At 36.6% G+C, this 19,779-nt stretch carries 15 protein-coding genes; 11 read left to right on the top strand and 4 right to left on the bottom strand.

Going from position 1 to position 19,779, the window contains the following annotated elements; all coding sequences use genetic code 11:
• Positions 1-63: 63 nt before the first annotated feature.
• A complete protein-coding gene (locus tag T368_RS0106750; protein ID WP_004084100.1) occupies positions 64-510 on the top strand; it encodes a recombinase RecT in 447 nt (148 codons plus the stop codon).
• 152 nt (positions 511-662) lie between these two features.
• Here the strand turns inward: T368_RS0106750 and T368_RS0106740 are convergent, their stop codons facing one another.
• A complete protein-coding gene (locus T368_RS0106740; RefSeq protein ID WP_004084099.1) occupies positions 663-1,373 on the bottom strand; it encodes a tetratricopeptide repeat protein in 711 nt (236 codons plus the stop codon).
• 152 nt (positions 1,374-1,525) lie between these two features.
• On the opposite strand from T368_RS0106740, the gene T368_RS0106735 reads away from it, so the two are divergent.
• From T368_RS0106735 to T368_RS0106725, 3 genes are all read left to right on the top strand, one after another.
• Positions 1,526-2,668, top strand: a complete 1,143-nt coding sequence (locus T368_RS0106735) for a toxic anion resistance protein (protein ID WP_004084098.1) — start codon at positions 1,526-1,528, stop codon at positions 2,666-2,668.
• 224 nt (positions 2,669-2,892) lie between these two features.
• A complete protein-coding gene (gene ychF / locus T368_RS0106730) occupies positions 2,893-3,993 on the top strand; it encodes a redox-regulated ATPase YchF (protein WP_004084096.1) in 1,101 nt (366 codons plus the stop codon).
• A 62-nt stretch (positions 3,994-4,055) separates the two neighbouring features.
• Positions 4,056-5,078 (top strand): WlaTC/HtrL family glycosyltransferase, encoded by a 1,023-nt coding sequence (locus tag T368_RS0106725; protein WP_138160730.1) that lies wholly within the window; start codon positions 4,056-4,058, stop codon positions 5,076-5,078.
• 126 nt (positions 5,079-5,204) lie between these two features.
• Here the strand turns inward: T368_RS0106725 and T368_RS0106720 are convergent, their stop codons facing one another.
• Entirely contained in the window at positions 5,205-5,840 is a 636-nt protein-coding gene (locus tag T368_RS0106720; protein ID WP_004084091.1) for a hypothetical protein, read from the bottom strand.
• Between the two features lie 271 nt (positions 5,841-6,111).
• On the opposite strand from T368_RS0106720, the gene T368_RS0106715 reads away from it, so the two are divergent.
• From T368_RS0106715 to T368_RS0106705, 3 genes are all read left to right on the top strand, one after another.
• On the top strand, positions 6,112-7,455 hold the full coding sequence (locus T368_RS0106715; RefSeq protein ID WP_004084089.1) for an MFS transporter: 1,344 nt from the start codon (positions 6,112-6,114) through the stop codon (positions 7,453-7,455).
• Entirely contained in the window at positions 7,455-7,991 is a 537-nt protein-coding gene (lolA, locus tag T368_RS0106710) for a LolA-like outer membrane lipoprotein chaperone (protein WP_004084087.1), read from the top strand. The genes T368_RS0106715 and lolA overlap by 1 nt, the downstream gene beginning before the upstream one ends.
• Before the next feature lie 169 nt (positions 7,992-8,160).
• Positions 8,161-9,099, top strand: coding sequence for a UDP-glucuronic acid decarboxylase family protein (locus T368_RS0106705; protein WP_004084085.1), 939 nt, complete (start codon positions 8,161-8,163; stop codon positions 9,097-9,099).
• Positions 9,100-9,432: 333 nt separating this feature from the next.
• Here T368_RS0106705 and uvrA read toward each other — a convergent pair whose 3' ends face one another.
• The gene (uvrA, locus tag T368_RS0106700; protein ID WP_004084083.1) at positions 9,433-12,240 is read right to left on the bottom strand and encodes an excinuclease ABC subunit UvrA; all 2,808 of its coding nucleotides are present in this window, start codon (positions 12,238-12,240) and stop codon (positions 9,433-9,435) included.
• A gap of 328 nt (positions 12,241-12,568) precedes the next feature.
• Between uvrA and T368_RS0106695 the strand changes: the two genes are divergently transcribed.
• Positions 12,569-14,167 carry an inorganic phosphate transporter gene (locus tag T368_RS0106695; protein ID WP_004084081.1) on the top strand — a complete coding sequence of 533 codons (1,599 nt, stop codon included), beginning with the start codon at positions 12,569-12,571 and terminating at the stop codon, positions 14,165-14,167.
• A gap of 349 nt (positions 14,168-14,516) precedes the next feature.
• Here the strand turns inward: T368_RS0106695 and T368_RS0106690 are convergent, their stop codons facing one another.
• Complete coding sequence (locus tag T368_RS0106690) at positions 14,517-15,008, bottom strand: flavodoxin (protein ID WP_004084078.1); 492 nt, start codon at positions 15,006-15,008, stop codon at positions 14,517-14,519.
• 131 nt (positions 15,009-15,139) lie between these two features.
• Between T368_RS0106690 and T368_RS0106685 the strand changes: the two genes are divergently transcribed.
• The 3 genes from T368_RS0106685 (at position 15,140) to gatB (ending at position 19,704) form a co-directional block, all read left to right on the top strand.
• On the top strand, positions 15,140-16,279 hold the full coding sequence (locus T368_RS0106685; RefSeq protein ID WP_004084076.1) for a pyridoxal-phosphate-dependent aminotransferase family protein: 1,140 nt from the start codon (positions 15,140-15,142) through the stop codon (positions 16,277-16,279).
• Between the two features lie 200 nt (positions 16,280-16,479).
• The gene (locus T368_RS0106675) at positions 16,480-18,108 is read left to right on the top strand and encodes a methyl-accepting chemotaxis protein (protein ID WP_004084074.1); all 1,629 of its coding nucleotides are present in this window, start codon (positions 16,480-16,482) and stop codon (positions 18,106-18,108) included.
• A 165-nt stretch (positions 18,109-18,273) separates the two neighbouring features.
• A complete protein-coding gene (gatB, locus tag T368_RS0106670; protein WP_004084073.1) occupies positions 18,274-19,704 on the top strand; it encodes an Asp-tRNA(Asn)/Glu-tRNA(Gln) amidotransferase subunit GatB in 1,431 nt (476 codons plus the stop codon).
• The last annotated feature ends 75 nt before the right edge of the window (positions 19,705-19,779 follow it).

Here is a 19,779-nt window from a genome sequence, read left to right as displayed (position 1 = left end):
TAATTGCTGTTTGTATGTTAGTGAAATTGGGTTTTGACTTGAGAAAGAATAAAGGAAAAAACAATGAGCAATAACATGATACAACAACGCAAAAATGAAGTTATGGTTTTGCTTGAAAATAAAGAGATACAAGAGCGTTTATGTGCTTTATGCGGTAATGAAGCAAGTAAGGATAAGTTTAAAGCAAGTTTATTAAATATTGCATTAGATTCTAATTTATCTGCTTGTAGTATGCAAAGCATAGTAAAAGCGAGTTTAGATATAGCAGGATTGAAGCTAAATCTAAATAAGAATTTAGGTAAAGCTTATATTGTGCCACGAAGTGTAAGGCAGGGCAATGGTTATGTAACTGAAGCTAGAATTGATATTGGTTATAAAGGCTGGTTAGAGTTAGCAAAGCGTAGCAAGTTAAGCGTAAAAGCACATAGTGTATTTGATTGCGATGAGTTTAGCTATAATGTAGTAGGTGTTGATGAGAATATGACATTAATCCCTAATATGCTTAGATGAAACATGATTTTCTAAGCTATCTTGGCGTATGAAGCTATAAAACCTTAAAAAATAAACTTACAGCAATTTTAGCTACACTCCAAGCAAAGAGTATAGGAAACGCTTGTATAACGCCAAGAAATAATAAGCAGAAATATGCAAACATGCTAGTCTTATTCATGTTTATTCATTTGTAATTCATAACACGAGTCACCATCGCCAAGATTACAGCCCTTCTTATAAAACTCATGCGCTTTAACTATGTCATCTTCGCCCCCTCTTTCTGCATACATACTGCCAGCAAAGTAGCAACTTGCCGCTTCATTCTTACCGCAATCTTGCAAAAGAATGCTTAAAGCCTTTTCTTCAATCTCTTTTGCCCTCTCTATATCTTCATCAATGACAAAGTCCTTTGCTAAACGATAGCAGCCCCAGCCATCGCCAAGATTACACGCACGATTATAAAGCTCTTGCACACTCTCCACTATATCCGCCTTATTATTCGATACCATAATGCCAAGATATGTGCAAGATTCCCCATTATACTTATCTGCTACCGGACTAAAACAAGACTTTTGCAGCACTGCTTGTGCGTGTGAAATATCGGCCTCTTCCAGCGTCTCATAGGCATAATACCAGCATGCACGACCATATTCAAGCTTGCAGGCTTCTTGCAGTAACTCCAATCCAAGATCTTCATTATGTTCTATCACACTTGCATACGAGCTTTGCGATACAAGTTTTGCCGCCTTATCACGCTTTTCATCATGTAAGGTTTGCACTCTATTTTGCGACAATAATGTATTTGCCCTAGCTTGTAAAGTCATGTCATCTTGTGTTAAAATCGCACTAGAAAGTAGCAATGTCTTTAATGTAAATAGCATGTTTTCCCCTTTCACCATCGTAGAATATAAGAATGCAATTATAGCTTAAATTCTATCGCAATTATTAAAAATACAACCTTGACATTACATGTTATAGGAAATAGGTTTAATTCTGCTATAATTTTTTTATTTAAAGGATAAAGGGGGCTATAATGGCACAGACAAATACACTTCTAAGTGATTTACAATCAGCAATCAAAGGCAATACAATAAATCGTGATATGGTTGATAGATTTGCCGAACAAGAAAAGAATGAAAGCATACAAATCAGTCAAATGGTGCGTGGAAATCTAGCAAATTTTGAAGCAACAGATAAGCCTGTCTATAATGCACTAAGTGCGTTGAAAAATGCGGTAAATGACATTAATCCAAGTAATTTTAAACTTTCATTTTTTGATAAATTATTTGGTAAAAATAATTTTATGCAAAAATATTTTGATAAATTTCAAGAAAATCAAGCCTTGCTTGATGAGCTGATAAAAAAACTTGAAGAAGGTAAGCAAATCCTTTTAAGAGATAATGTTGCCCTAGAGATTGAAGCAACAAAAAACGCAGAACTTGCAGAAAAAATAAAAGCACAACTACAACTCGCCCTAGAAGCTAATAACTATATAGAATCTTTACTAGCTGAAGGGGCAAATAATCAAAATATAGCTACACAAAACACACAACTACTCGCACAGAATCTAACTCCACAAAATACAGAATCTAGCACAGCCATCACGCAGACAAGCACACAAGATTCTATGCAGGATATTTATGCGGTGGTTACCTCACAAGAGATTAGCCCAGAAAAACGCCTAGAAATACAAAATCAAATCCTTTTTCCATTGAAGCAAAAAATCACAGACTTTCAACAACAAATCCTAGTCCATACGCAAGGTGAAATCGCCATTACAACACTTATTAATAATAATAAAGAGCTTGCAAATAGCGTAGATAGGACAAAAAGCGTAACGCTTAATGCCCTAAATGTCGCAATTATTACCGCACAAGGGCTAGACCAGCAACAAAGAGTGCTAAAAGCAGTCAATGATATTAACGCAACAACAAGTGATTTACTCGCACAAAATGCCGCAAATCTCAAACAACAAGGCGTAGCTATACAGCAGGGTGCTGCAAATGCAATGCTTGATATGGAAAAACTCAAAAAAGCATTTGATGATGTGCTAAGTGCAATGGAGGATACACAAAACTTTAGAATCAACGCCTTGCCAAAAATGCAAGAAAACATTCAACTCTACAATCAATACATTGATGAAATGAGCGAAAAAAAGAAAAAGGTGATGGGGTGAGTTAGTTCTATATTATTAATCATGTAGTGTTAATGCAAATATTTGGCATTCTATTTTGCCATGTGTGGTTTAAGCATGGGTCATAAAATCCAAAAGCCATATACTTTTAAATATATTTTCACTAAATCAAGATTAGATTTATATCCCAAAAAGCATTAAAATGTATGTTTTATGGTAGAATCTAGCCCTTTATTTTTTAGCAAAAACACAAAAAAGGTAAAACTATGGGACTTTCAATAGGTATTGTTGGGCTTCCAAATGTTGGTAAATCTACGACTTTTAACGCACTCACAAAGGCACAAAATGCGGAGGCGGCAAACTATCCATTCTGCACGATTGAGCCAAATAAGGCGGTTGTGCCTGTGCCAGATTCTAGGCTAGATGAGTTAGCAAAGATAGTAAATCCTCAAAAGATTCAACATTCAGTCGTGGAGTTTGTGGATATTGCGGGGCTTGTGCGAGGGGCGAGTAAGGGCGAGGGGCTAGGCAATCAGTTTTTAGCAAACATTAAAGAAGCGGATATGATTTTGCATATTGTGCGGTGCTTTGAAGATTCTAATATTACGCATATAGAGGGGCGGATTGATCCTATTAGCGATATTGAGATTATTGAGCTAGAGCTGCTTTTTGCCGATATGGCAAGTCTTAACAAACGCATTGAAAAGCTACAAAAAGAGAGCAAGGCACAAAAGGGTGCAAACGCACAACTCTCCATTGCACAAGAACTTTTAGCCCATTTAGAATCTAATAAGCCGGTCAAAACCTTTGCTAAAAAAGAGAGTGAAGAGTTTATAACACTTAATCGTGAGTTACGATTTCTCACAAATAAGGAAGTGATGTATGGGGCAAATGTGAGTGAAGATGGGCTAGAATCTGATAATGAATATGTAAAAAAAGTGCGTGAATATGCCGAGAAAAATGGGGGCATTGCTATTAAGCTTTGTGCGAAGATTGAAGAAGAAATGGTGGGAATGGAAGATAGTGAAAGGGCAGAGTTTTTGGCAAGTCTAGGGGCAAGTGAAAGTGGGCTAGAGCAGATTATTAGAGAGGGGTTTTCACGGCTTGGGCTTATTAGCTACTTTACTGCGGGGGTGAAAGAAGTCCGGGCTTGGACGATAAGGCGTGGGGATTTAGCACCAAAGGCGGCTAGTGTGATACATAAGGATTTTGAAAAGGGCTTTATCCGTGCGGAATGTATAAGTTATGAAGATTTTATCAAGTATGGCGGAGAAGCAAAGGCAAAAGAAGCGGGGGCTATGCGGATTGAGGGGAAAGAATATATCGTGCAAGATGGGGATATAATGCACTTTAGGTTTAATGTGTAGATAATAACAGATATTTTAGAAAAGGTAGGAAATAGAAATGAATAAAATTATTGAAATAACTCATCAAGTTAGTTCCCCCCCCCCCCACAATCATCACTGCTTTTTACAAGCTTGATTTAGCCACACAAAGCACAAAGTCCTATAAAGCAAAACGCACGACACAAACCTACCTTGAATATTTTAGTTTTTTATCAAAACTGCAAAATAACTTCATCATTTACACAAATGAAGATATAGATTCTGAAATTTATGCAATGCGATCTTTATATGGATTAGAATCTAAAACAATAATCATTCATAAAGACTTAGAATCTTTTGACACAAATGCCCTAGATTCTATCCGCAAAGTTTTTAAAGATTATAATCAAGCCGCAGATAGATTTGACCCTGAGCACCCACCCCACACAAGCCCGGAATATAACTATCTTATGTATTGCAAGTCCTTTTTTGTATGCGATGCACTACATAATCCACTCACAAAGCCCTATTTAAACGAGCAGATTCTATGGCTTGATTTTGGCTATAACTTTAATGGCGCTATGTTTGTAGATTCTAGCGAGTTTGATTTTACTCTCATTCCACAAGCCCCACTCATAGATTCTAAACTCAATCTATTCTGTTTGGGGCGTAAAGATAATAGGGCATTGCCGCATATTTTGCTAAAAGGAAGTGAAAATTTTCTTATTGGCGGCTGTTTGTATGGCTCAAAAGAGGCGTGGAAAAGCTTTAATGAATGTATGCAAAAGGCATTACAAGCCTTTGTGTCTTTTAATATTATGGACGATGACCAAAAGCTTTATATTTGGTGTGTGCGAAATTTCCCAGATATTTTTAACATTCTTTATATTGATGATTGGTTGAACGCACTCTTTTATTTTATGGAAGAATCTAAGCGAAAAAGCATTTCAACTACAAAAGATTCTATATTGAGAGATAGTCTTTTAACCTTTGAGCAATATCAAAATCAATGTCAAAATATAGAAAATACAGAATCTAGTCAAAAAATAGCAAAAAAGCGGAATATTGGCAGGAAAATCATAGATAAGATTCAAAATAAAATAAAGAAAATATCAAGCAATAAGTAGTAGTAAAATGATTGAAATCCATGCTTGTAGTTTCTCTGCATTTTAAACAATGGCAAACCGCCCTTGAGAAAATCTTATGGAATCTAAACCCATCAAAACAAGATTTAATAAAACTTTATGCAATACTTAACGCCTTGTCCATGAGTTATTCTCACCATAGAAATGTAAAATAACAATTGTTTTATTCACAATAAAGGCTTCTAGAGAGTTTGTGCTATGAAGCGATTCATCTTGCTTTTGCACGATTTCTACAGAATCTAGCATGGCTTTTGGTGATGAGGTATCATTATTTAGTCTCTTTGCATAGGAAAGTGAGCTAAAGGCATATAGCCCGATTTCATCAACGCCATTTTGCTCGCTAAAGTCTTTCTTTTTTGCTAAGATTGCACGCATAAGAGAATCTTTTAGCTCTCTATCCATGTTGCGTGCAAAGATATTAGAATCTAAAAGCTTATAAAATGCACGATCAATTGAGCTATTATGAAAAATATAAACTTTCACACCGGTTTGACTACGCGATCCGCCAACTCTGCCTACATTCATATTTGCACTTTTACTCGCAATAGCTTCTTGCATATAGAAATCACAACCATCACAAGCATACTGCAAAGCACCAAGCTCAAAACCACTCAATCGCTCATCAATAGCTTGTTGCTGAAGATCACTAGCGTTTGCCGTGCTTGGCTCCGCGGTGCAACTAGGAAAAACAATGCAAACAAGAAACGATATAAAAGATAATAAACAAAACCTATAAACACCCATACAATCCCTTTATTTTCAAGTAATTATAACATGTTTAACAAGCATTTATGATACCTTATTAACTACACACAAGATTCTATATCAATCTAAAGTTATATTTTTACATTTAGAAATTAAAATGCTGTATGTTTTTTGCTACAATACTAGTTTTTGTTTATTTTCACTTATTTATTCTGAGTTAAGTTTATTGTTTTAGTCAAGATTGTCATGAAAGATTCTATGTTTAGAATCTAACATATATGAAATAAAATGAGATATATAAGGCGTTTTAATGTTTATAAAGATTCTACCATTTTTGAGTATTTTGATATTTCGTTTTATTGGGCTTTTTATCGTATTGCCCATTATTTCCTTGCTGATTGCCACAATGCCTCATGCAAATATTTGGAGTGTTGGCATGGCAATTGGTGCGCCCTATCTTTTACAGATGATTTGTCAGCCCTTTTTTGGTCGCTGGAGTGATATTTATGGTCGCAAACCTATCCTTATATTAGGGCTTGTTATATTTCTTATTGGCACGATTATTTGCATGTTTGAAAGCTCGATTTATTATCTCATACTTGGGCGATGTGTGCAAGGTATGGGGGCTATTGGCGGGATACTCACGGCTTTAGTTGCAGATTCTGTAAAAGAAGAGAAACGCACAAGTGCTATGGCATTAATGGGCGTTGGAATCTTTGTAAGCTTTGTTATCGCCATGATATTAGGCTCGATACTCGGCGCACATTATGGGCTAAACTCACTTTTTGCCTTAAGTGCAGTAGTTACTATAATTTCGCTTATTATCACTTTTGTATTTGTAAAGCCAACACCAAAAATCGCTTATGTATATCCAAATCATGATGAGGATAAAGCTTCAGAATCTATGATTAAAAGAAGTATTTTTGCGGTGAGTTTGAGTGGCTTTATTGAAAAATCGCTTATGGTTTTAACCTTTGCATTAGTGCCTATTATCCTAAACGAGCATATAGATAAAACGCATTTTTGGTATGTTTATGTCCCCGCTATGTTTGCTGGTATTATAGCCCTTGGTCCAACTTCAGTGATAAGTGAGAAAAAGGGCAAATCAAAAGAAGTGTTACTTGTAAGCATTGCAATCTTTTTTATCGCATATTTTTGCATGGCATTATGGATTGATAGAATCATTATTTTTGCCATTGGACTTGCGTGCTTTTTTGCGGCATTTTCCATGCAAGAAGCCTTATTGCAAAGCATGATAAGCAAATATGCAAAGGCGAAAAATCGTGGCGGTGTTATAGGCGATTTTAGTGCGGCTGGTTTTGGTGGGAGCTTTGTGGGGGCTATGATAGGTGGCTTTTTTAGTCAATATGAAGCGATTGTTGCATGGCATTGGGTGCTTTTTGGCACACTTATGGCGAGTATGATTCTATGGATTTTTATCGTGATTATGCTTGTGAAAAACCCTGAAACTCACAAAACACTCTACATTCCAATGGATACGATAGGACTAAAAGATTTAGAATCTTTAAATTCGCTTGTAGGCATTAGGGAATGGTATGAGAATTTGCAAGAAAACTTGCTTACCATTAAATATGACACTAAGATTCTAGAATCTAAGCAAATCTATGCTTTATTGCAATGTAAGGGAGAATAATGAAAAAACTTTGTATGATATTACTTTTATTTAGCGCATTTACATTTGGGCAAAATCAACAAGAGGTATGGCGTAATGTAAAAAGCATTGAGGCAGACTTTACACAAGAGATTAAGGGTGAAAAGGGTGCGATACCTGTCGTGTATAAAGGCAAACTCTATGCAGCAGACAATAAGGTAAAATGGCTGTATGTAGCACCTCTTGCAAAAGAAGTGTATTTAGAAAAGACACAAGCCTATATCTACGAACCAGAGCTAAAACAAGTAACGATTGGGAATCTAAAAGAAAATGTAGATTTCATACAGATTCTAAAGCGAGTGCAAAAGATAGGAAAAGATAGCTATAAAACACAAATTGGCGATATTGCCTATTATGTGATTATCAAAGATTCTAAGCCTTATGAGCTAAAATATACTGATAGCATCGATAATGTCATTACTATACGCCTTGAAAATGTGAAGATGAATGCAAAAATTGATGGCAGCGTGTTTATATTTCAGCCACCAGATGATGTGGAATATATCGATGCAAGTTAAGTGTAATAAAGCTCGTTTTAAGTATTGCATTTCTATATACACAAAAAGATTCTATAAAAGCTAGGAATCTTAACACTTCTTAAAACTTTGAGTGAGCATAAATCTTGTTATCTTTTTTAATCCATGCGATATTTATGCTACAATCCACATTTTTTATAAAGGAATACAAATGCTAAACAAAAAGATTCTAGTAACTGGAGGGGCGGGGTTTTTAGGCTCACATTTATGCGAAAGACTGCTTGAACGCGGCGATGAAGTGCTATGTGTGGATAATCTATTCACCGGCACAAAGCAAAATATTCTCCACCTTTTATCAAATCCTAGATTTGAGTTTATGCGACACGATGTAACCTTCCCGCTGTATGTGGAGGTTGATGAGATTTATAACCTTGCTTGTCCAGCAAGCCCTGTGCATTATCAGTTTGACCCTGTGCAAACGACGAAAACTTCTGTAATGGGGGCGATCAATATGCTAGGACTTGCTAAACGCGTGAAAGCTAAGATTTTACAAGCCTCTACAAGCGAAGTCTATGGCGATCCTGAAATCCACCCGCAAGTAGAATCTTATAAAGGTTCAGTCAATCCTATCGGCATAAGGGCGTGCTATGATGAGGGCAAGAGATGTGCGGAGACGCTGTTTTTTGACTATCAAAGGCAGCATAATTTAAACATTAAAGTAATGCGGATTTTTAATACCTATGGTCCTAGAATGCACCCAAATGATGGGCGAGTGGTGAGTAATTTTATCATTCAAGCGTTGCGTGGGGAGGACATTACCATTTATGGCGATGGGAGTCAAACGCGAAGCTTTTGCTATGTAGATGATTTGATTGATGGAATGATTTCTCTTATGGATAGCAAAGATGGATTCTATGGACCGGTAAATATTGGCAATCCGCACGAATTTAGTATGCTAGAACTCGCACAAAATGTGCTTGAGCTTACAGGCTCTACATCAAAGCTTGTGTTTTTACCCCTGCCCCAAGATGACCCAAAGCAACGCCAACCAGACATAACCCTAGCCAAAAAAGAGCTAAACTTTAGCCCAAAAGTGCAGCTAAGAGAGGGACTAGAAAAGACGATTGCGTATTTTAAAACTTTGCTTTAGCAAGATATAGACCTTTAGTATTCATAGTTGTAACTCTATGCTATGAGACTAGAGAATACTAAGTGGATTTTATGAATTTAGAAAATCATTGCCCACCCAATAGATTAAATCATCTAGTATAGATAGATTCTAATTTTACCCGTATAGAATGCAAATTGTGTAGGTTCTGTTATTTTATGGGAGTTAATTATTGTAAATTCTATACAATGACACACACGCCTTTACATTTTATGATAGCCAATCTAACAAATATAGATTCTAGAAGCACACGAGTGTTTCACCCCACTTTGTTATATTAAACGATAACTAATCTTTTAAAATCATTAAAAATCATCACAACACTTCATTTGCTAAAAATTGTGCGGTGTAGCTCCCGCTTTTATCCTTATTTTTTATAATATCAGCTACGCTGCCACAATCTACGATTTGTCCCCCACCGCTGCCACCATCTGGTCCTATATCGATGATATAATCTGCGTTTTTAATCACATCTAAATTATGCTCAATCACAACGACAGAGTTTCCAAGACTTACAAGATGATGTAGCACACCTGTGAGTTTATCCACATCAGCAAAGTGAAGTCCCGTTGTAGGCTCATCTAGGATATACAGCGTTTTGCCTGTATCTTTACGGCTTAATTCCTTGCTAAGTTTAATCCTTTGAGCTTCCCCACCACTTAGTGTAAGTGAGCTTTGCCCGAGTGTGATATAGCCTAGCCCTACGGCTTGTAATGTCTTAAGGCGATTAAAAATCTTTGGAATCTTGCTAAAAAAGCTACATGCCTCATCAACACTCATAGCAAGGACTTCTGCGATATTCTTATGATTATAGGTAATCTCTAGTGTTTGGGGATTATATTTCGCACCTTTGCATACATCACATTTCACCATGACATCGGGTAGAAAGTGCATTTCTATCTTTATTTCGCCCTCACCTTGACATTTTTCACATCTACCACCTTTGACATTAAAGCTAAAACGACCTACACTATAACCGCGTATTTTTGCCTCTTTTGTCTCCGCAAACAAATGGCGTATATCATCCATTAGCCCTGTGTAAGTGCTTGGGTTGCTTCTTGGGGTTCTGCCTATTGGACTTTGGTCTAGATAGATTACTTTATCAAGATTCTCTAAGCCCTCAATAATCACACCGCTATTTGCCTGAATGCGTTTTGAGTGATTAAGCAATTCTTGTGCGGCGGGTAAGAGTGTCTGTAAAATAAGTGAGCTTTTGCCACTACCACTAACGCCTGTTACACACACAAAGTTTGCTAATGGAATCTTTACGCTGACATTGCAGAGATTATGCAAAGTAACATTTCGCATACTTAGCCATGTCTCTTGCTTTCTATTATATTTATAGTCAATCTTTTTTGTGCCATTTAGATATTGTGCGGATAGCGTTTTGCTTTTTAATAAATCTTTAACCTTACCGCTAAAGACTACTTCGCCCCCATAGATTCCAGCACCCGGTCCTATATCGACTATAAAATCTGCACGCATAATCGTCTCTTTATCATGCTCTACGACAATGACACTATTACCCTTTTCTTGCAATGATTTTAGCGTTTTAATAAGCTTTAGCGTATCTCTTTCATGTAATCCTATGCTTGGCTCATCAAGCACATACATAACGCCTGTTAGCCCACTGCCGATTTGACTTGCGATGCGTATTCGCTGACTCTCTCCACCACTAATGCTACGCGCATCACGATGCAGTGTAAGATAGCCTAGCCCAACATCATAGAGGAAGAATAGTCTCTCTCGTATTTCTTTAAGTATAGAATCTGAAATTTGCTTTTGCTGTGTGCTAAGGTAGGAAAAATTCTCTTTTGTATCAAAGAAATGATAACAATGCTCAATTGGCATATTAATCACTTCTGCTATCCCCTTATCTGCGACTTTCACGCTTAAAGATTGTGGATTTAGCCTATTGCCATTACAACCACTACAAGTTTTTTCTACCATATAATCTGTTGCATCATCTTTTAATACATCAAGGGCGATTTGCATAACGCCTCGCCAAGTCTGCTTTATCGTGCTATTTTTCCAAGTTACCATAATATCTTTTGTGCTGCCATATAAAAGTGCGTTTTGCTTATCTTTAGGGAGTTCTGCAAAAGTGCTACTAGGCTTTATATCATAGGCATTACAAAAGCTCTCAAAAAGTGCGTAATAATAGCTTTTATTGAATCCAAAAATAAACTTTATCCCGCCTTTATTAAGTGGCTCATGCTGTGTAATAATGCTATTCATATCAAGGGCGTATTTCACACCTAAGCCACCACAATCTCTGCATGCACCCTTTGGGGAGTTGAAAGAAAAGCTTACAGGCTCTAGCTCTTCAAAGCTGACTTTACATTGAAAACAAGCTAAATGTTCGCTAAAGTGGATTATCTCATTATGCTCTTTAGAATCTTGCAAAATTTCAACTTCAATTTCACCATAGGATTCCTTTAGTCCAGATTCTATCGCATAAGCTATTCTTGCATGATTTTCTTCGTTTAGCACCACTCTATCCATAACGATACTAATGCTATGCTTTTTAGTCTTTGCAAGTGTGATTTCAGAATCAAGTCTTGTCATCACGCCATTAATCTTTGCTCTTACATAGCCTTTTGTGCGGAGAGATTCTAACTTATCTTGAAAGCTTCCTTTTTTCTCTTTGACAATGGGGGCATAAATGATGAGTTTAGAATCTTTTGGCAATTTTAAGACTTCATTAATAATATCAGTTGATGACATGGAACTAATCTTTTCCCCGCATAAATGGCAATGCTGCATACCAACTCTAGCATATAAAAGCCGCAAATAATCATATATTTCTGTGATAGTGCCAACGGTTGAGCGTGGATTCTTTGAAGTCGTCTTTTGGTCTATCGCAATAGCTGGAGTTAGCCCCTCTATCTTTTCTACATTTGGCTTACCTACTTTATCAAGGAATTGTCTCACATAGCTTGAGAGAGATTCTATATATCGCCTTTGTCCCTCAGCATACAAGGTATCAAATGCAAGTGTGCTTTTACCGCTACCACTCACACCTGTGAATACGACTAATTTATTTTTTGGGATAGAGAGGTTTATATTTTTTAGATTATTTTCTTTTGCACCTATGATTGTGATATTGTCATTTTGTCCCATATTTTCCCTTTTTCTCTGCCAAAAATTACAAAATTAAAAAGCTTGTATTCTATCAAAAATACACAAATATATATGTGAAAATGTAATGCGATAATCACAATATTGGAGAGAAGATTCTAAGTTAATTTCTTATAATATGTCTTTTATGGGCTATGTGTGATATGTTGATAATGTTATGGGATTTGTAATTGTGTGTGTTATTTATACTAGAATCTATGCATTTGTGACCTATGAATGACATATTTGCACTAATTCGCAAAGCAAAGAGTGAGATATTAGGCTATAATGGAAAGGTTTTTGTGCCATTTCAAGTCTTAAGGAAGGTTTTATGGATATTCAAAATATTAACAAGATTGAGAATGCTACATCATTTGGGCAAAAGGATATTATAAAGATTGGCATTGTGCTTGCATTTTTTATTGTTATTGCTGGTATTGCTATCACTTTTGGTTATCCTGTCAGTAGTCCTGTTGTGCTTATCTTTGCTGCTGTTGTGGGTGGTTATATGGCACTCAATATCGGTGCAAATGATGTGGCAAATAATGTTGGTCCAGCAGTTGGGTCTCATGCTATCACACTTGTTGGTGCGATAATCATCGCTGCGATTGCAGAGGCTTTAGGGGCTATTATTGCTGGAAAAGATGTCGTTGATACGATTAAATCTGGCATTATTAATCCTGCGAGTTTGCAAGATAGTAAAACCTTTATTTATGTGATGCTTGCTGCCCTTACTTCTGGGGCGATTTGGCTGCATGTGGCTACTGCGCTTGGTGCGCCTGTATCTACGACACACTCACTTGTTGGTGGTGTGCTTGGGGCTGGTATTATGGCTGGTGGCTTTGGCATAGCAAACTGGGGTGCTATGGGAGAGATTGCATTAAGCTGGGTTGTATCACCTTGTCTTGGTGGCTTAATCGCCATGATATTTTTATTTATCATTAAGCGATCTATTACCTATCAAAGCGATAAAAAGACTGCGGCAAAACGCGTTGTGCCATTACTAATTCTTATTATGTCATGGTCATTTAGCGTGTATTTGGTGCAAAAAACTGGCATGATTAAACTTAGCTTTGGTGTTGCCTTACTCGCCGGATTAGCCATTGCAATTGTTATTTTCTTTGTTTCTCGTCCATTCATCATTAAAAAGGCTGATACGCTTTCAAATACAAAAGAGGATATTAATGAGCTTTTTACACTCCCTTTAATATTTTCTGCCGCTCTTCTTAGCTTCGCACATGGTGCAAATGATGTAGCAAATGCGATTGGACCTTTAGCGGGAATCTATGAGGCAATTAGAGAGACGACTATGGAATCTTTTGGCGGTAAAGCACAAGTGCCATTTTGGATTATGTTTATTGGTGGGCTTGGAATCTCGCTAGGACTAGCCCTTTATGGACCAAAACTTATCAAAACGGTTGGTAGTGAGATTACAGATCTTGATAAAATGCGTGCTTTCTGTGTAGCCCTTTCTGCTGCTATCACCGTGCTTATTGCTTCACAATTAGGACTGCCTGTAAGCTCTACACACATTGCTATTGGTGCGATTTTTGGCGTTGGATTTTTGCGTGAATATCTAAAAAAGCGTTACTACACTATGCAACAAGAAATAATTGAGGCATATAAGGGTAAAAATGAAGAGGCTGTGCAGAGATTCTTAACAAAATTTCAACGCGCAAATATCAAGCAAAAGCAAGAGATGCTACAATCGCTAAAAGAGAATGCTGCAAAAACTGATAAGAAAAATGCTGATTTGCCCGTATTGAAGAAAAAAGAGCGTAAAAGTTTGAAAAAAGCTTACAAACAAGAGCTGGTAAGACGAAGTGCAATCAATAGAATCGTTGCTTCATGGCTTATTACCGTGCCACTATCAGCTATCTTTGGTGCAGTTACTTTTTATCTTATATCAAAGGTTAATATTCCGTTGTAGAGTGGAATATGTGATTTGATCTCTAGTTGGGATATATATTCGCTGGACTGGCGGAGTTGGGGGGGGGTTGTAAAAAGGAATTAAACGCAGATTTTCTACAACATTATTGTCATTTATATAGAAAAGCTGTTAAATCTATACTAAGGGTGAGATTACATCTTAAGTTTATCTTAATATTATTCGCAAGATTGTAAAACTGAGTAAATATTATTAATAACCTACAAAATCGTAAGAATAAGAAACAATACACATCAAGATTCCAACACGCTGTAACACTTCATGAATAGTTACAACATGACTGAAAATTAATGCTTGAGAGTTAAAAAGTAGATTTAATTTTAGTTAGACTCTAGAATCCCTCGCCTTTAATTTGTGCTACCCATGCATCAAGTCTTTCATCAGTTTTGTCATCTTGATTTACCTCATCGATAGCTAAACCTACAAATTTTCCGCCTTCTACACCTTTAGACTCATCAAACCCATAGCCATCAGTTGAGGTTGCACCAACAAGTTTTGCACCTTTTGCTACATTTTTAAGATGATAGAGTGCATCACAGAAAGTGCTGCCATAGCTATCAGCATCACCTAAAGCTAGTAATCCTACGACTTTACCGCCAAAATTTGCTCCAGAAAGAGTTTCTGCATAGCTTTCCCAATCACTTTGTAATTCACCATCGCCCCATGTTGAGCTTGCAAGTATAATTTTGTCAAACTTATTGATTGCATCAGCATCAGCATCAGCTACATTGATAAGCTCTGCACCGCCCAATTTTTTTGCCAATCTTTCGCATACATCAGTTGTAGTGTCATTATCACTTCCAAAAAATATTCCAATACTCATTGTGTTTCCTTTATAATGTAAAATTACAAACCATGATTTTGGTTTGTTTGAATGCAAGGATACTACATTTTACTTAACTGCATTCATATTTCTGCTATACTTACACATATTTTTTTGCAAAAAGGGAAAAAATGGAAACAAATATCTCAAAGCTTATAACACAATCGCTTTTATTTACACCCGGTCCAACGCCTACTCCAGAGTTTATCCGTCAGGCTATGGCACAGCCTACACTACATCACAGAACAAGCGAGTTTGAATCTATATTTAAAGAGACTAGAACACATTTAGCTAAAATGCTTGGTATGCCAGAGACACTCATGCTTGCAAGCAGCGGCACAGGGGCTATGGAGGCTTGTATTGCCACTTTTTCTTCACGCAAGATTCTAAGTGTAAATAGCGGTAAGTTTGGCGAACGCTTTGGGGGCATAGGCAGGGCATTAGGTAGAGAAGTAGTTGAGATTATAAATGAATGGGATACGCCAGTAAGCGTAGAATCTATACAAGAAGCCTTGATACAACACAAAGATATTGAATGTATATGCTTACAGATTTGTGAATCAGCAGGTGGTCTTTCACATCCTTATAAAGAAGTTGCAAAACTAGTAAAACAGCATAATAAAGACATTTTTGTCATCGCTGATGGCATAACGGCTATGGGTGTAGAACACATTGATACTACACATATTGACGCTCTAATTGGCGGTAGTCAAAAGGCTTTTATGTTGCCACCGGGATTAGCCTTTATCGGTTTAAGTAAAATGGCGATTGATTTTATAGAAAGTAATCCAAAGGGTTATTACTTCAATCTCTCAAAAGAGCTAAAAAACCAGCGTAAAAATACCACAGCATACACAGCGACAACTTCTATCATAATAGGTGTTAAGGCATATTTTGACATGCTTGCAAGTAAGAATCTAACAATTATGGACATATATGAATATAGTGCAAAAATAGCAAATGCCACGCGTAAAGCCTTGCAAGCCCTAGACTTGCACATTTATCCAAAAACACCAGCAAATAGTATGAGTGTTGTAGATTCTACACATGCAAAAGATATTATAAAGATTCTAAAATCACATTTCAATATCAATGTAGCAGGCGGACAAGATAGGCTAAAAGACAAAATCTTTAGGATAAATCATATGGGATACATTCCATTGCATGAGATTTCCTTTGTGATAAATGCCATAGAATTGAGCCTAGCAATGCTTAAAATACGAGAATTTAATGGAGAAGCAAATAGGGTATTTTTTGAGGCGTTGGTCTAAATATATCGCCAACTAGAATAATTTAGATAATATTTTATATATATCTATTGTTGCAAAAATCATTTGGGTAATATTATGTTATCTCAAATCACAAAAGCACAAAAGATTAGCAACAATACAAACTTAGATTCAGGAATATTTTCCTATAATACAATCTCTTATGTGATTGTTTGTCAAATTTTTATCGAAAGGATTAAGCAATGTTAAACAACATGAATGTGCGATGGCGGCTAAGATCATTTCCACTATTTTTGGCGATTATTTTTATTATCATTTATAGTATTTTTAGCAATGAAAACAATAAGGCTTTGGCAAGACTAGACCAGAATGAGACACTAACTAGGATTCAAATAAAATTTTTAAATGCCGGTCAGCTTTTTTATCAAAATGGTCGCTCAACAGAGGCATATAAAGAGTTTATCGATACGCTTAATGAGGTTGTAGGTGATTTACGCAAACTTCAAACGACATTTTTTACAGAAGAAAGTCTCTCAATGTCAAATGATGTAATTAGTAGCCTTGAAAGCTATATTAAAGGCTTGCAAGAGACTATGCAAACACGCATAAAGACCGATCAGAGTGATGGCATTAAAGGTATGGACGAGTATGCACAACGAAATTCTTCCATACGCAAGCAAGCTTCAGACAAACTCAATACACTTTCACATTGGCTAACCACTCAAACTGCCCATTCACTTGCGTTTGTTGATACAGTGATGATTGCTATGCTGCTTGGTTCTGTTGTTGTCTTTGCATTTTTATCTTTTGCTGTTATTTGGGGTATTGTTGGACCACTTAAAACAATCCGTGAGGGCATTATTTCTTTTTGTGCATATATTAATAATGAAACAAATGAGATTAAGCCTATTGTCATTAAGAATAGAGATGAGTTTGGTGAAATGTCTCGGGTTTTAGACCAAAATATACAAAAGGTGCAGGCTGGTTTGCAAAAAGATAATGCCATGATACAAGAAACTGCAAGTATTGTAAAAAAGGCTAGTAGCGGATTTCTAAAACTGCGTATTGAATCTACCCCGCATAGCCCAAACCTTGTTGAATTACAAAAGATACTCAACGACCTATTACAGGCATTTTATGACAACATAGCACAGGTAAGAGAAGTGCTACATACATACACAAATAATGATTTTACAAAACGCGTTGATAGCACACAGCTAAATGGGATCATGCAGGAACTTTTTAATGGTGTAAATCATATGGGTGATGAGATTAGCAAGATTCTAAAGGTGCAGCTTGACTTGGGTGAGAACTTGCAAAACAAATCTCAAAATCTAAGAGATTCTATGAATGCTTTAGCAGATTCTATGAATACACAAACTGCAAGCTTGCAACAAACTGCAACTTCTATTGAAGAAATCACAAATTCTATGCAAAATATAGAAGACAAAACAAGTGAGGTAACAGCTCAAAGTGCAGATATTAAAAATGTTATTGACATTATCAAGGATATTGCTGATCAGACAAATCTACTCGCACTTAATGCCGCTATTGAAGCGGCAAGAGCTGGAGAGCATGGCAGGGGCTTTGCAGTCGTAGCCGATGAGGTAAGAAAACTTGCAGAACGCACATCAAAAAGTTTAGGCGAGATTGAAGCAAATACAAATATGCTAGTGCAAGGCATTAATGAAATGTCAGAATCTATAAAAGAGCAAGTAGAAAGTATAAATCAAATCAATTCTGCAGTTACACAGCTTGAAAGCATTACGCAAGAAAATACAAATATCACTATCCAAAACAATGAAGTCGCAAGTGAAGTTTCTAGAATGGCATTAGATTCTGTGGAAGACTCCAAACGGCGTAAGTTTTAGAGTGGTTGCATATAGCTAGGCAATATGCAGAAGCTATAAAATCTAGGTTTCTTGCTTGAGTGGGCTAGAATCTTAAAGTGTGAGTTTAGATTCAAACTCATAAAGGTTTCATGTATAATACGCAAATTAATGAGTAATAAAGATTCTATGAATTAAAGGGAAAATATGAGTAGTTTTGAGACAATTATCGGTTTAGAAGTGCATGTGCAGTTGAATACGAAAACAAAGATTTTTTGTTCATGTCCTACGAGTTTTGGGGAATCACCAAATACAAATGTGTGTCCTGTGTGCTTGGGATTACCGGGGGCTCTTCCTGTGTTAAATGAAGAGGCGGTAGCAAAAGCTATATCTTTTGGGACGGCAATCGGGGCTACGATACATCAAGATTCTGTATTTGCGCGTAAAAATTATTTTTATCCAGATTTACCAAAGGCATATCAAATCAGCCAGTTTGAGATTCCAATCGTTGGCAAAGGGCAGCTTGATATTGAGGTTGATGGGGAAGTAAAAACCATAGGTATCACGCGCGCACATTTAGAGGAAGATGCGGGTAAAAATATCCATGAAGGCACGCATTCAAAAATTGATTTAAATCGTGCTTGTACGCCGCTTTTAGAGATTGTGAGTGAGCCTGATATGCGTAGCAGCAATGAGGCGATAGCTTATCTAAAGAAACTACATTCTATCGTGAAATTTCTTGGTATAAGTGATGCGAATATGCAAGAAGGAAGCTTTCGCTGTGATGCAAATGTGTCTATTCGTCCAAAAGGTGAGAATAAGTTTTATACAAGAGTTGAGATTAAGAATCTCAATAGCTTTAAATTTATCCAAAAGGCTATTGAATATGAAGTAGCAAGACAGCAAAATGCCTTTGAAAACGGCACTTATGATACTGAAGTCTATCAAGAAACACGCCTATTTGATACCGATAAAGGCGTAACAAAATCTATGCGTGGTAAAGAAGAGAGTGCAGACTATCGCTATTTTAATGACCCAGATTTATTGCCTGTTTTTCTTAGTGATGAGTTGCTAGAGAGAGCTAAAAATATCCCTGAAATGCCAGATTCTAAAATCAAGCGGTATATAGAAACACTTGGCATTAAAGAGAGTGATGCAAAGGTATTAGTGCAAGATATTGATATGGTACGATATTTTGAATACATGGTAGAAAAGGGGATATCGCCGCGTCTAATATGCACATGGTTAAGCGTAGAGTTGCAAGGGCGACTAAAAAATGGCAATACGCTTGCTACTTGCGGTATCGAAGAAGCTACATTTGCAACATTATTGCAACGCATTGAATCTCAAAAGATTAGCGGCTCTGGTGCAAAAGAGATTCTTGATGTGCTAGTGGAAAAAAGAGGTGGTGATGTTGATATGCTGATTAAGGAATTGGGTTTAGAGCAAATCAATGATGATGGTGCGATATTGCAAGTTATTGACACGCTTTTAGCAGCAAATCAAGATAAAGTCGCAGAATATAGGGCAGGTAAGGAAAAAATGTTAGGCTTTTTTGTAGGGCAAGTGATGAAACAAACAAAGGGTATGAATCCAGCAAGGGTAAATGAGCTTTTAAAAGAGAGATTAAAGGGATAAATATCTATGATAAAAGTCTATGCTATGTAATAAATAATATGAAAAGAAGAGATGTTTAACAAAAAGTATACAATA

This window comes from Helicobacter bilis ATCC 51630 (assembly GCF_000686565.1).
In the GTDB taxonomy this organism is placed as follows: Bacteria; Campylobacterota; Campylobacteria; order Campylobacterales; family Helicobacteraceae; genus Helicobacter_A; species Helicobacter_A bilis.
Note: the sequence above shows the minus strand (reverse complement) of the source record. Positions and strands in the feature narration are given on the sequence as shown.

What these genes read in the sequence shown, in the direction of transcription:
- T368_RS0106685 (WP_004084076.1), top strand. Translation starts at nt 15,140, where the DNA reads ATGGAAACAAATATCTCAAAGCTTATAACACAATCGCTTTTATTTACA.
- T368_RS0106740 (WP_004084099.1), bottom strand. Translation starts at nt 1,373, where the DNA reads ATGCTATTTACATTAAAGACATTGCTACTTTCTAGTGCGATTTTAACA.
- T368_RS0106720 (WP_004084091.1), bottom strand. Translation starts at nt 5,840, where the DNA reads ATGGGTGTTTATAGGTTTTGTTTATTATCTTTTATATCGTTTCTTGTT.
- T368_RS0106715 (WP_004084089.1), top strand. Translation starts at nt 6,112, where the DNA reads ATGTTTATAAAGATTCTACCATTTTTGAGTATTTTGATATTTCGTTTT.
- T368_RS0106705 (WP_004084085.1), top strand. Translation starts at nt 8,161, where the DNA reads ATGCTAAACAAAAAGATTCTAGTAACTGGAGGGGCGGGGTTTTTAGGC.
- T368_RS0106675 (WP_004084074.1), top strand. Translation starts at nt 16,480, where the DNA reads ATGTTAAACAACATGAATGTGCGATGGCGGCTAAGATCATTTCCACTA.
- uvrA (WP_004084083.1), bottom strand. Translation starts at nt 12,240, where the DNA reads ATGGGACAAAATGACAATATCACAATCATAGGTGCAAAAGAAAATAAT.
- T368_RS0106695 (WP_004084081.1), top strand. Translation starts at nt 12,569, where the DNA reads ATGGATATTCAAAATATTAACAAGATTGAGAATGCTACATCATTTGGG.
- T368_RS0106750 (WP_004084100.1), top strand. Translation starts at nt 64, where the DNA reads ATGAGCAATAACATGATACAACAACGCAAAAATGAAGTTATGGTTTTG.
- T368_RS0106735 (WP_004084098.1), top strand. Translation starts at nt 1,526, where the DNA reads ATGGCACAGACAAATACACTTCTAAGTGATTTACAATCAGCAATCAAA.
- gatB (WP_004084073.1), top strand. Translation starts at nt 18,274, where the DNA reads ATGAGTAGTTTTGAGACAATTATCGGTTTAGAAGTGCATGTGCAGTTG.
- lolA (WP_004084087.1), top strand. Translation starts at nt 7,455, where the DNA reads ATGAAAAAACTTTGTATGATATTACTTTTATTTAGCGCATTTACATTT.
- ychF (WP_004084096.1), top strand. Translation starts at nt 2,893, where the DNA reads ATGGGACTTTCAATAGGTATTGTTGGGCTTCCAAATGTTGGTAAATCT.
- T368_RS0106690 (WP_004084078.1), bottom strand. Translation starts at nt 15,008, where the DNA reads ATGAGTATTGGAATATTTTTTGGAAGTGATAATGACACTACAACTGAT.